At 73.4% G+C, this 12,276-nt stretch carries 11 protein-coding genes; 7 read left to right on the forward strand and 4 right to left on the reverse strand.

The genetic code is table 11. The features are described from left to right. A partial coding sequence (locus tag O2W16_RS21625; protein WP_331253769.1) for a sigma-70 factor domain-containing protein occupies positions 1–457 on the reverse strand: 457 nt, incomplete at its 3' end. Between the two features lie 382 nt (positions 458–839). On the opposite strand from O2W16_RS21625, the gene O2W16_RS18450 reads away from it, so the two are divergent. Continuing rightward, positions 840–1,355, forward strand: a complete 516-nt coding sequence (locus O2W16_RS18450) for a hypothetical protein (protein WP_269160285.1) — start codon at positions 840–842, stop codon at positions 1,353–1,355. Between the two features lie 12 nt (positions 1,356–1,367). Here O2W16_RS18450 and O2W16_RS18455 read toward each other — a convergent pair whose 3' ends face one another. Beyond that, positions 1,368–1,712: a DUF202 domain-containing protein gene (locus O2W16_RS18455; protein WP_269160286.1), complete on the reverse strand. Its 345-nt coding sequence runs from the start codon at positions 1,710–1,712 to the stop codon at positions 1,368–1,370. Then, the gene (locus tag O2W16_RS18460) at positions 1,709–2,107 is read right to left on the reverse strand and encodes a YidH family protein (protein WP_331253770.1); all 399 of its coding nucleotides are present in this window, start codon (positions 2,105–2,107) and stop codon (positions 1,709–1,711) included. Before O2W16_RS18460 ends, O2W16_RS18455 begins: the two co-directional genes overlap by 4 nt. Before the next feature lie 178 nt (positions 2,108–2,285). Here O2W16_RS18460 and O2W16_RS18465 point away from each other — a divergent pair, with 178 nt between their 5' ends. From O2W16_RS18465 to O2W16_RS18490, 6 genes are all read left to right on the forward strand, one after another. After that, a complete protein-coding gene (locus O2W16_RS18465) occupies positions 2,286–3,248 on the forward strand; it encodes an MBL fold metallo-hydrolase (RefSeq protein WP_269160287.1) in 963 nt (320 codons plus the stop codon). A 7-nt stretch (positions 3,249–3,255) separates the two neighbouring features. Then, positions 3,256–4,881 carry an FAD-dependent monooxygenase gene (locus tag O2W16_RS18470; protein WP_269160288.1) on the forward strand — a complete coding sequence of 542 codons (1,626 nt, stop codon included), beginning with the start codon at positions 3,256–3,258 and terminating at the stop codon, positions 4,879–4,881. Positions 4,882–4,898: 17 nt separating this feature from the next. Continuing rightward, on the forward strand, positions 4,899–6,119 hold the full coding sequence (locus O2W16_RS18475) for a homogentisate 1,2-dioxygenase (RefSeq protein ID WP_269160289.1): 1,221 nt from the start codon (positions 4,899–4,901) through the stop codon (positions 6,117–6,119). Then, on the forward strand, positions 6,116–7,330 hold the full coding sequence (gene fahA, locus O2W16_RS18480; RefSeq protein WP_269160290.1) for a fumarylacetoacetase: 1,215 nt from the start codon (positions 6,116–6,118) through the stop codon (positions 7,328–7,330). Before O2W16_RS18475 ends, fahA begins: the two co-directional genes overlap by 4 nt. Positions 7,331–7,394: 64 nt before the next feature. After that, positions 7,395–8,843 carry an aldehyde dehydrogenase family protein gene (locus O2W16_RS18485; RefSeq protein WP_269160291.1) on the forward strand — a complete coding sequence of 483 codons (1,449 nt, stop codon included), beginning with the start codon at positions 7,395–7,397 and terminating at the stop codon, positions 8,841–8,843. 55 nt (positions 8,844–8,898) lie between these two features. Beyond that, positions 8,899–9,591, forward strand: coding sequence for an IclR family transcriptional regulator (locus O2W16_RS18490; protein WP_269160292.1), 693 nt, complete (start codon positions 8,899–8,901; stop codon positions 9,589–9,591). A gap of 27 nt (positions 9,592–9,618) precedes the next feature. Here O2W16_RS18490 and O2W16_RS18495 read toward each other — a convergent pair whose 3' ends face one another. Further along, on the reverse strand, positions 9,619–12,030 hold the full coding sequence (locus O2W16_RS18495; RefSeq protein ID WP_269160293.1) for an excinuclease ABC subunit UvrA: 2,412 nt from the start codon (positions 12,028–12,030) through the stop codon (positions 9,619–9,621). Between the last annotated feature and the right edge of the window lie 246 nt (positions 12,031–12,276).

Here is a 12,276-nt window from a genome sequence, read left to right on the forward strand (position 1 = left end):
CCTTGGCGCGCTCGCCGTCCCGGACGATCCAGGTCAGGTCACGCCGCAGCTGGGTGGCGAGCTTCCCGCCACCCTCGACCGCCTCGTGCAGCTTGTGGCCGGCGTAGAGACCCGCCTCGATCCGCCGGGCGAGGTCGACCTCCTCCTCGGCGGTGAGCAGCTTCACGCGGCCGATGAGCTTGAGGTAGGCGCGGACGGAGTCGGTGGACGCGGTGAGCTCGGCGTCCTTGCGCGCCTGGCGGAGCGCGAGGGTGTCCTCCTCGTCGTCCCACTCGGACGCGGCCGCGGCAGCACCGCCGTCGGTGTCCTCGGGCGCGTCCTCCTCTGCCGGCGCGGCCGTGGTGATCACGTCGGCTGCCGTCATGGGCGGTGGGGCGTCGGCGGCGGGGGCCTGGTCGGCGGTGGCGGCGGGGGCCTGGTCCTTGATGGCCGGGTCCTTCATCTCGGTGATGCTCATGTTCGCCTTTCCTGACGATGCCAGTCGGCATCGCACACCGGGGACGGGTGGCGGAGAGGCCGGGGGGTGAGGTGCAGGGGAGCACCGACACCTGTCGGCGGCCCGTGCGACTGCCTGGCGCAGCAGTCGGTCGCTCGGGCCGCAAACGGATCAACGCCATGGTAGGCGTCGGTACGAGGGGAGCAACCCTCGCCCGAGGGAGGAAGGCGCTCCGCCGCTGTGCTCGGGTCACCACCCGACGGGGTCCGCGGTCCCTGCGCCCACCAGGTCTCCGGGCGACACGACGGTCGCCGCACACCGGTTTGGCCCCGTGGTCGCGGTGGGAAGGGGTGGACGGAGCCGTCCGCACATCGCCAGACCCACCCTCGAGGAGAGCCCCGTCATGCTGTCGTCCCGCGGCAAGCCGATCACCGGCGCACCCCTGCTGGGTGCCGCCACCGCCCTCCTCCTCGCACTGTCCGGCTGTGGTGGCGAAGACGAGCGCGACGGGAGCCTCGCCGTCGGTGAGACCGACGTCTCCGACATCCGGGGCGAGGACGACTTCACCGACCCCTACACCGGCGAGTACGACGAGGAGTTCGCCAACGACGTCGACGTCTACGCGGGCACCGAGGTGACCGTGCTCGGCCGGGTCGAGGAGGTGCTGAGCCCGACCTCCTTCACCCTCGTCGGCCCCGGCGACGAGTCGGTCGAACCAGTCCTGGTCGTGGCCCCCGACGAGATCGTGGGGCTCGAGCCGGGCCTGCTGGTCACCGTGGCCGCCACCGCCGCCAAGGAGTTCGACGTCGCGGAGGTCGAGTCGCAGCTCGGGATCGACCTGGAGGACGAGCAGTACGAGGAGTGGGAGGACGAGGCCTTCCTGGTGGCCACGATCATCGAGGAGTCCACCGCCGAGTAGTTCGCCCCCGGGTCAGCGGAGCAGGACGAAGGCCAGCGCCAGCAACGCCACCAGCAGGCCCGCGCAGCTGAGCGCGGCGATGGGGCCTCCGGCCGAACGGATGGCCGCGAGGTCTCCCCGGGCGCGGAGCGCGTCGTGGACGGCGCGGTACCTGCGGCGGGACACCTCCAGCACGACCACCGCCGGGACCACGCCCAGCAGGATCACCACCAGGGAGACGGCGCCGAACGCGGGGCCGGCCAGCCGCCCGGCGACGAGGGCCCCGACCGCCATGGCCAGCGCGGTCCGCTGCCAGGCCAGCGCCGTCCGTTCGGCCTGCAGCCCGAGGTCGAGGACCGGGTCGGAGCCGCGCGTCACCGCAGGAGCAGGCCGGCGAGGACCAGCAGCCCGGCCACCGTGGTGCCGCCGGCCAGCACCACGCCCAGCCGGGGCGCGGGCAGCGGACGGCCCTGCCGCATCGCCCGCTCGGTGGCCGCCCAGCCGAGCCACGCCTGGGCGGGGGCGAGCAGGCCGAGCACGATGAAGACCAGCGCACTGGCCAGCCGCAGCCCCTCCGCGATGGGCAGCTCCAGCGCCTCCAGGGCGACCCCGGCGGCGACCAGCGCCAGCGACGTCCGGATCCAGGCGAGGAACGTGCGCTCGTTCGCCAGGCTGAACCGCGGGTCCGGTTCCCGCCCGGCTCCGTAGACCCGCATCGGGAAGCGGCGGACCGTGGGCGCCTCGTCCGGCACGCGTTCGACTCCCTCGTCCACGGCAGGTCCCGGCGCCCGCTCCCGGCGATGCTCGCACGCCGGCCATCGCATTCCGCTGCACCGGCGTCCCACGTCGCCCGAGGGGTTGTGTCCCAGACCACAGGGTCACTACGCTGAGCCGGTAAGAGAACGCATCGCTCGATATGCGAGCGAGCATCCACTGTGCACGGGAGCCCTCATGGCAGCGAAGCCCTTCGCCTCATCCGCAGACCTCGGCGTCAAGGAGCAGACCCTCGAGGTGCTCGCCGACGGCGTGTACGCGCTCACCGCCGAGGGCGACCCGAACCTCGGCGCCATCGAGGGCGAGGACTTCCTCGTCTGCTTCGAGGCGCTGGCCACCCCGGTCGCCGCCCGCCGCTGGCTGGCCAAGCTGCGCGAGCACACCGACAAGCCGGTCCGCTACCTGGTGCTCAGCCACTACCACGCCGTGCGGGTGCTCGGCGCCAGCGCGTTCGACGCCGAGGCCATCATCAGCTCCGAGCAGACCAAGGGCCTGATCGCCGAGCGCGGCCAGCAGGACTGGGAGAGCGAGTACGGCCGGATGCCGCGGCTGTTCGAGGAGCCCGAGTCGATCCCCGGGCTCACCTGGCCGACGATGACGTTCCGCGACAAGCTGACGATCGAGCTCGGCGGCGACCGCGGCGAGCTGGTGCTGGAGTTCCACGGCCGCGGCCACACCGAGGGCGACATCACCGCCTGGATCCCCAAGCACGGGATCCTCTTCGCCGGCGACCTCGTCGAGTCCCAGGCCGCGCTCTACACCGGCGACGCCTTCCACTTCGACTGGGCCACCGGCACCCTCGACCGGATCAAGGCCCTGGGCGCCGAGCAGCTCATCGGCGGCCGGGGGGCCATCGCCCGCGGCCGGGACGAGGTGGACGCCGCGATCGAGCAGACCCGGGCCTTCCTCACCACCATGCACGAGACGGTCGGCACCGCACACCGCGCCGGCGGGACGCTCAAGGAGGCCTTCGAGGCCACCCACGCGGCCCTGGCGCCCAAGTTCGGGCACTGGCCGATCTTCGAGCACTGCCTGCCCTTCGACGTGCAGCGCCTGTGGGACGAGTTCAGCGGCATCGAGCGCCCGGTCATCTGGACCGCCGAGCGCGACCGCCAGGTGTGGGACGAGCTGCAGGGCTGATCGGGCGATGACCTCACCCGCGATGACCACCCCCGAGGACCCCGGGACGGCGCCGGTCGTCGTCATCGGGTGCGGCCCGGTCGGCCAGACCACCGCCCTGCTGCTCGCCCGCTGGGGCCTCCCGGTCGTCGTGCTCGACGGCCGGCCCGAGCGCGACCTGGTCGGCAGCAAGGCGATCTGCCAGCAGCGCGACGTCCTCGACGTCTGGGACTCCGTCGGCGTCGGGGCGGAGCTCGCCCGCCGCGGCGTCACCTGGACCACCGCGCGGACCTTCCACCGTGACCACGAGCTGTTCAGCTTCGAGTTCGTCGACCGCGGGCGGTCCCCGTTCCCGCCGTTCGTCAACGTCTCGCAGTGCCTCACCGAGGAGCTGCTCGACTCCGCCATCGCCGCCCAGCCGCTGATCGAGGTGCGCTGGGGCCACGAGGTCACCGGCATCGCGCAGGACGACGCCGGGGTGTCCGTCTCTCGCGCCGACGGGACGACCGTCGCCGGCAGCTACGCGGTCGCCTGCGCCGGCCCGCGCGCCGACGTCGTCCGCACGGCCCTGGGCCTGACCTTCGAGGGGCAGACCTTCGGCGACCAGTTCCTCATCTGCGACATCCGCACCGACCTGCCCGGCTGGGAGACCGAGCGGCGCTTCTACTTCGACCCGGAGTGGAACCCCGGCCGCCAGGTGCTCATCCACCCCTGCCCGGACTCCACCTTCCGGATCGACTGGCAGGTGCCGCCGGAGTTCGACCTGGCCGCCGAGGAGGCCTCCGGCGGGCTGGACCGGCGGATCCGCCAGGTCATCGGCGACCGGCCCTACGAGATCGTCTGGAAGTCGGTCTACCGGTTCCACTCCCGGGTCGTGGACCGGATGCGGGTCGGGCGCGTGCTCGTGGCCGGGGACGCCGCCCACCTGGTCTCCCCCTTCGGCGCCCGCGGCCTGAACTCCGGGGTCCTGGACGCCGAGAACGCGGCCTGGAAGCTCGCCTTCGTCCTGCGCGGCTGGGCGCCGGAGACGCTGCTGGACAGCTACCACGACGAGCGCCACGCCGCGGCCGTGGAGAACCTCGACGTGACCGGGGCCACCATGCGGTTCCTGGTGCCGGGCACCCCGGCGGAGGCCGAGCACCGGCTCACGGTGCTCGAGCGGGCCACCACCGATCCCGCGGCCCGGGCCGAGGTCGACTCCGGCCGCCTGGCGGAGCCGTTCTGGTACGTCGACTCCCCGCTCACCACCCCCGACGGCCGGCGCCCGTTCCCCGGCCGGCCGGTGCGCGGCGACGTCCCGGTGCCGGCGCCGGGGGTGCTGGCGCCCGACGCCCCGGTCACCGTGCCCGGCCGGCCGGACCTCGTCCGGCTCCGGCAGCTGGCCCGGGCCGGGGTGACCGTGCTGCTCGGGGACGACGCTGCGGCGCCCCCGCTGCCCGAGCAGCCGCACGGCGGCCTGCCGGTCGCCGTCCACCGGGTCCGCGACCTCGACGCCGACGGCACCCTGCGCGAGGCGCTGGGTGCCCGCCCCGACGAGACCTGGGTGCTCCGCCCCGACGCCCACGTCGCCGCCGTGCTGACCCGACCCGCCGACGTCGCCCCCGCGGTGGCCCGGCTGCTGTCCAGCCCCGCACTCTCCCCCGTCCCTGCTTGACCCCAGGAGGTCCCGCGATGGCGTTCTACCGGCAGGTGGGCAGCGTCCCACCCAAGCGGCACACCCAGCACCGTCGGCCCGACGGCGGCCTGTACTCCGAGGAGCTGATCGGCGAGGAGGGGTTCTCCTCGGACTCCTCGCTGCTCTACCACTCCGGCATCCCGTCGGCGCTGGTCGACGCCCGGCCGTGGGAGCTGCCCGACCAGACGCTGACCCCCAACGCCCCGCTGGTCCCCCGGCACCTGAAGCTGCACGACCTGTTCCCCGGCGAGGAGCACAAGGCCACCGACGCGGTGACCGGCCGCCGGCTGGTGCTGGGCAACGCCGACGTGCGGATCTCCTACGCCGTCAGCTCGCTGACCAGCCCGTACTACCGCAACGCCACCGGCGACGAGTGCGTCTACGTGGAACGCGGGTCGGCGGTCGTGGAGACCTCGTTCGGCGCGCTGGAGGTCGGCCAGGGCGACTACGTGATCATCCCGCGGACGACGACGCACCGCTGGGTCCCCACCGGCGCCTCGGCATCCGGCACCGACCCGCTGCGCACCTACGCCATCGAGGCGAACTCGCACATCGCCCCGCCCAAGCGGTACCTGTCCCGGTACGGGCAGTTCCTGGAGCACGCCCCGTTCTGCGAGCGCGACCTCCGCGGCCCCACCGAACCGCTGGTGGCCGAGGGCACCGACGTCGAGGTCTACGTCAAGCACCGCGGCAACGGCCCCGGCGGGCTGGCCGGCACGGTGCACGTGACACCGGAGCACCCCTTCGACGTGGTGGGCTGGGACGGCTGCCTGTACCCGTACGCCTTCAACATCGCCGACTACGAGCCGATCACCGGCCGGGTGCACCAGCCGCCGCCGGTGCACCAGGTCTTCGAGGGCAACAACTTCGTGATCTGCAACTTCGTGCCCCGCAAGGTCGACTACCACCCGCTCGCGGTGCCGGTGCCCTACTACCACTCCAACGTCGACTCCGACGAGATCATGTTCTACGTCGACGGCGACTACGAGGCCCGTAAGGGCTCCGGGATCGGCAAGGGCTCGATCTCCGTGCACCCCGGCGGGCACAGCCACGGCCCGCAGCCGGGCGCGGTCGAGCGCTCGCTGGGCGCCGAGTACTTCGACGAGACCGCCGTCATGGTCGACACCTTCCGGCCGCTGGACCTCGGCGAGGCCGGCGTCGCCTCCGACGACGGCAAGTACGCCTGGTCCTGGTCCGGCCGCGGGCCGTCCGCATGACCGGCACGACAGCCGTGACCGCCTCCTGGCTCGACCTGCCCGCCGACACCGGCTACGGGCTCGCCAACCTGCCGCACGGCGTCTTCTCCACCGCGGGCACGGCGCCCCGGACGGGGATCGCGATCGGCGACCAGGTGCTGGACCTCGCCGCGGCCACCGGCGACGACGTGCACGCCACCGGCACGCTCAACGCCTTCCTGGCGCAGGGGCCGGCGGCCTGGGCGGCGCTGCGCGCCCAGCTCGTCGACTGGTTCACCGACTCCGCGCACCGCGGTGCCGTGGAGCCGCACCTCCTGCCGCGGGCCGACGTGAGGATGCACCTGCCGATCGAGGTCGCCGACTACGTCGACTTCTACAGCTCGCAGCACCACGCGGAGAACCTCGGGAAGATGTTCCGCCCGGACTCCGCGGCGCTCACCCCGAACTGGAAGCACCTGCCCATCGGCTACCACGGCCGGGCCGGCACGGTGCAGGTCTCCGGCACCCCCGTCGTCCGCCCGTGCGGTCAGCGCAAGGCCCCGGCCGACGACGCCCCGACCTTCGGGCCCTCCCAGCGGCTGGACATCGAGGCCGAGGTCGGGTTCGTGGTGGGCGCGGGCTCGGAGCTCGGCACCGCGGTGCCCGTCGGCCGGTTCGCCGACCACGTGTTCGGGGTCTGCCTGGTCAACGACTGGTCCTCCCGCGACCTGCAGGCCTGGGAGTACGTGCCGCTGGGCCCGTTCCTCGGCAAGTCCTTCCTCACCTCGGTCTCCCCCTGGGTCGTGCCGCTGGCCGCGCTCGAGGCAGCCCGCGTCGACCCGCCGGCCCGCGACCCGCAGCCACTGCCCTACCTGCGGGACGACGGCGAGCGCTGGGGGCTGGACATCAGCCTGGAGGTGCGGCTCAACGGCGAGGTGCTCAGCCGGCCGCCGTTCGAGCTCATGTACTGGACCCCGGCGCAGCAGCTGGCCCACCTCACGGTCAACGGTGCGTCGCTGCGCACCGGCGACCTCTTCGCCTCCGGCACCGTCTCCGGTCCCGGCGCCGACCAGCGCGGCTCCTTCATCGAGCTGTCCTGGGGTGGCAAGGAGCCGCTGACCCTGGCCGACGGCTCCACCCGCACCTTCCTCGAGGACGGCGACGAGGTGGTCATCACCGCCAGCGCCCCCGGCCCCGACGGCTCCCGCATCTCCTTCGGCGAGGTCACCGGCCGGGTCGAACCGGCCCGCTGACCACCCGTCCCGGCACCACCCCCGTTCCCCGTCCACCCGGCACCACCCACCTGAGAGGCCGACGATGACCACTCCCACCGTTGCCACGCCCGTCGACACCGCGTCGGACACCCCGACGTACGAGCGCCTGCTGACCGCCGTCACCGACCCCGACGGCCGCGAGGTCCTCGACCCGGCCACCGGCGAGGTCGTCGGCCGGGTCGCCTTCGGCTCCGCGGCGGACGTGGACCGCGCCGTGGCCACCGCCCGCGCCGCCCAGCCGGCCTGGGCGGCCCGCGCCGACTCCGAGCGCATCGACCTGCTGCTGAAGGCGGCCGACGCGATCGACGCCGCGGCCGAGCCGCTGGCCGAGCTGCTCTCCCGCGAGCAGGGCAAGCCGCTCAACGGCCCGAACGCCCGGTTCGAGGTCGGCGCCTGCTCGGCGTGGCTGCGGGCCACCGCCGCCACCGAGCTGCCCGTGGAGACCGTCGTGGACGACGGGGACACCCACGCCGAGCTGCACTACCGCCCGGTCGGCGTCGTCGGCGCCATCGGGCCGTGGAACTGGCCGATGATGATCACCATCTGGCAGGTCGCCCCCGCCCTGCGGATGGGCAACACCGTGGTCGTCAAGCCCTCCGAGCACACCCCGCTGAGCGTGCTGGCGCTGCTGCACGTCCTCAACGGCGTCCTCCCCGCCGACGTCCTCACCGGCGTGGCCGGCGAGGGTGACGTCGGCGCCCGGCTGTCCAGCCACGCGGGAGTGGACAAGGTGATGTTCACCGGCTCCACCGCCACCGGGCAGGCGATCATCAAGAGCTCCGCGGAGACGGTGAAGCGGCTGACGCTGGAGCTGGGCGGCAACGACGCCGGCATCGTGCTGCCCGACGTCGACCCGAAGGCGATCGCGGAGGGCCTGTTCTGGGGCGCCTTCATCAACACCGGCCAGACCTGCGCCGCGCTCAAGCGGCTGTACGTGCACACCGACGTCTACGACGAGGTCTGCGCGGCCCTGGTCGAGGTGGCGAAGGCGATGCCGATGGGCCGGGGCCTGGACGAGCAGAACGTGCTCGGCCCGCTGCAGAACCGCGCCCAGTACGAGATCGTCGCGCGGCTGGTCGAGGCCGCCCGCGACTCCGGCGCCACGATCCTGACCGGTGGCGACCCCGACACCGACGCCCCCGGCCACTTCTACCCCACCACCCTGGTCGCCGACATCGACGACCAGAACCCGCTGGTGGCCGAGGAGCAGTTCGGGCCGGCGCTGCCGATCGTGCGCTACGACGACCTCGAGGAGGCCGTCGCCATGGCCAACCGGCTCGACGTCGGCCTGGGCGCCTCGGTGTGGAGCAGCGACCGGGACGCCGCCCGCGCCGTCGCCGCCCGGCTCGAGGCCGGCACCGTCTGGATCAACGCCCACGGCGGGGTGCACCCGATGATCCCCTTCGGCGGGCACAAGAGGTCCGGGTACGGGCTCGAGTTCGGCGCGGAGGGCCTGAAGGCCGTGGCGGTCCCCCAGGTGATCAACGGCTGAGCCGGGCCGGTGCCCGCGGCCTAGGGTGGACCACCACGACCACAGGGGGACGGCGATGCCAGCGAACGACAGCGGGGGTGCTCCGCAGTCGCAGACGCTGGACCGCGGCATCCGGGTCCTCGAGCACCTGGCCAGTGCGGGCACCCCGCAGCCGGTGACCGAGATCGGCCGTGCCCTGGACCTGCACCGGTCGATCACCTACCGGCTGCTGCGCACGCTGGAGGACCACCAGCTCGTCGAACGCGACCCGCTGGGCCACTACGGCCTGGGGCTCGGGATCGCCGCGCTGGCCCGCGGGGTGCGCACGGACCTCAACGCCGCGGCGCTCCCCCGGCTCAACCAGCTGTCCACCGAGCTGGGCATGACGGCCTTCCTCGTGGTGCGGGCCGGCGACGAGGCCGTGACGGTGACCAGCGTCGAGCCCCAGGACACCCGGGCGCACGTCACCTACCGGCCGGGCACCCGGCACCCGGTCGGCCGCGGCGCCCCCGGGCTGGCCCTGCTGATGCCGGAGCCACCGGCAGCCGACGACCGGGTGGTGCTCCAGCAGGCGCGGCGGACCGGCTGGGCCAGCTCGCACGGCGAGGTGATCCCCGGCATCCGGTCGATCGCCGCGCCGGTCCTCGGCCCGGACGGCGGGGCCCGCGCCGCGCTCGCCGTGGTGTTCGTGGACGGGGACAGCGACGTCGAGCAGATCGGCCGGGCCGTGGTCGCCGCCGCCGGAAAGGTCGCCGCCGTCCTGCGCTGAGGCCCGGCCGGTTCCCCGGGCCGGGCCTCAGCTGCCGACGTAGGCGGCGAGGTGCTCGGCGGTCAGGGTGGTGCGGCCGGCGACGAGGTCGGCCGGGGTGCCCTCGAAGACGATCCGGCCGCCGTCGTGACCGGCGCCGGGGCCGAGGTCGATGATCCAGTCGGCGTGCGCCATCACCGCCTGGTGGTGCTCGATGACCACCACCGACGTGCCGCCGTCGACCAGCCGGTCGAGCAGGGCGAGCAGGTTCTCGACGTCGGCGAGGTGCAGGCCGGTGGTCGGCTCGTCGAGGACGTAGATGCTGCCCTTCTCCGCCATCTGGGTGGCCAGCTTGAGCCGCTGCCGCTCCCCGCCGGACAGCGTGGTGAGCGGCTGGCCGAGGGTGAGGTAGCCGAGTCCGACGTCGGCGAGCCGGTCGAGGACCTTGTGCGCGGCCGGCGTGCGTGCCTGTCCGGCGCCGAAGAACTCCTCGGCCTCGGCGACCGACATCGCCAGCACCTCGGCGATGTCCCGGCCCCCCAGCTCGTGCTCCAGCACCGCGGCCTGGAACCGCTTCCCCTCGCACTCCTCGCAGGGGGACGCCACGGTGGCCATGACGCCGAGCTCGGTGTAGATGACGCCGGCCCCGTTGCAGGTGGGGCAGGCGCCCTCGGAGTTGGCGCTGAAGAGCGCCGGCTTGACGCCGTTGGCCTTGGCGAACGCCTTGCGGATCGGATCGAGCAGGCCGGTGTACGTCGCGGGGTTGCTCCGCCGCGAGCCGCGGATCGCCCCCTGGTCGACCACCACCACGCCGTCCCGGGGTGCGACCGAGCCGTGGACCAGGGAGCTCTTCCCCGACCCGGCCACCCCGGTGAGCACCACCAGCACGCCGAGCGGGATGTCGACGTCGACGTCTCGGAGGTTGTGGGTGCTCGCGCCGCGCACCTCGAGGGCCCCCGTGGGGGTGCGCACCGCGGACTTCAGGGACACCCGGTGGTCCAGGTGCCGGCCGGTCAGCGTGCCGCTGGTCCGCAGTCCCGCGACGGTGCCCTCGTACACGGCCTCGCCACCGCCGGTGCCGGCGCCGGGGCCCAGGTCGACGACGTGGTCGGCGATCGCGATCATCTCGGGCTTGTGCTCGACCACGAGCACCGTGTTGCCCTTGTCCCGCAGCTGCAGGAGCAGGTCGTTCATCCGCTCGATGTCATGCGGGTGCAGGCCGATGGTCGGCTCGTCGAAGACGTAGGTGACGTCGGTGAGCGAGGACCCCAGGTGGCGGATCATCTTGGTCCGCTGGGCCTCGCCCCCGGACAGCGTCCCGGCCGGCCGGTCGAGGGAGAGGTAGCCCAGCCCGATGTCGGTGAACGAGTCGAGCAGGTGCCGCAGGCCGGTCAGCAGCGGGGCGACGGTCCCCCACGCGTGGCTGACGCCACCGTACGCGCGGGAGGTGCCCCCAGGCTCGTCGAGCGCGCGGACCCAGCCGGCGAGGTCGCTGATCTGCATCGCGCAGAGCTCGGCGATGTCCTTGCCCGCGACCTTCGACGACCGGGCCTCCGGGGTGAGCCGCGTCCCGTCGCACCCGGGGCAGGTCTGGAACGTGATCACGCGCTCCACGAAGGCGCGGACGTGCGGCTGCATCGCCTCGACGTCCTTGCTGAGCATCGACTTCTGGATCTTCGGGATGACGCCCTCGTAGGTGAGGTTGATGCCCTCGACCTTGATCTTCGTCGGCTCCTTGTGCAGCAGGTCGTGCAGCTCCTTCTTGCTGTACCTGCCGATCGGCTTGTCCATGTCGAACCCGGCGCCGGCGAAGATCCGGCCGTACCAGCCGTCCATGCTGTAGCCGGGCACCGTCAGCGCCCCCTCCGCCAGCGACTTGCTCGCGTCGTACAGCGCCGAGAGGTCGAAGTCGGAGACCGAGCCCATGCCCTCGCAGCGCGGGCACATGCCGCCGAGGTAGACGACGTCCTTGACCACGGCCTTCTCGACCCGGCCGCCCTTCTCCGTGCTCATCACCCCGCTCGCCTTCCGCGTCGGGACGTTGAAGGAGAACGCCGTGGGCGGGCCGATGTGCGGGGTGCCGAGCCGGCTGAACAGGATGCGCAGCATCGCGTTGGCGTCGGTGGCGGTGCCGACGGTGGAGCGGGGGTTGGCGCCCATCCGCTCCTGGTCGACGATGATCGCGGTGGTCAGCCCGTCGAGGAGGTCGACCTCCGGACGGGCCAGCGTGGGCATGAACCCCTGCACGAACGCGCTGTAGGTCTCGTTGATCAGCCGCTGCGACTCCGCCGCGATGGTGCCGAACACCAGCGAGCTCTTGCCCGAGCCGGAGACGCCGGTGAACACCGTCAGCCGGCGCTTCGGCAGCTCGAGGCTGACGTCCTTCAGGTTGTTCTGCCGCGCCCCCAGCACGCGGATCCGGTCGTGACGGTCAGCGGCGTGCTCCGGTGCGGGGCTCACGTCTCTCCTCTGCGGCAGGATGCGGTGCGGCGTCGTGGGCAGCGTGCCGCAGATCCACCCGCTGCGGGCCCCCGCGCGGCTCGCGGGTCCCCGGCGGTTGTGGCGCAGGCCACTGCCGGGCTAGCGTGCTCCTGTGACCGGGCAGCTGATTCCCTGCGGGCCCCTCGGCGACTGACCCTCGCGCCGGTGGGTCCGAGGGCACGTCGGTCGAGGTCGCTCCCCCGCTGACCAGGGCCACCCGGCCCG

It is taken from the genome of Modestobacter sp. VKM Ac-2984 (assembly GCF_026967985.1).
GTDB lineage: Bacteria > Actinomycetota > Actinomycetes > Mycobacteriales > Geodermatophilaceae > Modestobacter.

Excerpts from the sequence above, each read along its gene's own strand:
- O2W16_RS18450 (WP_269160285.1), top strand. The coding sequence starts at position 840 with ATGCTGTCGTCCCGCGGCAAGCCGATCACCGGCGCACCCCTGCTGGGT.
- O2W16_RS18465 (WP_269160287.1), top strand. The coding sequence starts at position 2,286 with ATGGCAGCGAAGCCCTTCGCCTCATCCGCAGACCTCGGCGTCAAGGAG.
- O2W16_RS18470 (WP_269160288.1), top strand. The coding sequence starts at position 3,256 with ATGACCTCACCCGCGATGACCACCCCCGAGGACCCCGGGACGGCGCCG.
- O2W16_RS18475 (WP_269160289.1), top strand. The coding sequence starts at position 4,899 with ATGGCGTTCTACCGGCAGGTGGGCAGCGTCCCACCCAAGCGGCACACC.
- fahA (WP_269160290.1), top strand. The coding sequence starts at position 6,116 with ATGACCGGCACGACAGCCGTGACCGCCTCCTGGCTCGACCTGCCCGCC.
- O2W16_RS18485 (WP_269160291.1), top strand. The coding sequence starts at position 7,395 with ATGACCACTCCCACCGTTGCCACGCCCGTCGACACCGCGTCGGACACC.
- O2W16_RS18490 (WP_269160292.1), top strand. The coding sequence starts at position 8,899 with ATGCCAGCGAACGACAGCGGGGGTGCTCCGCAGTCGCAGACGCTGGAC.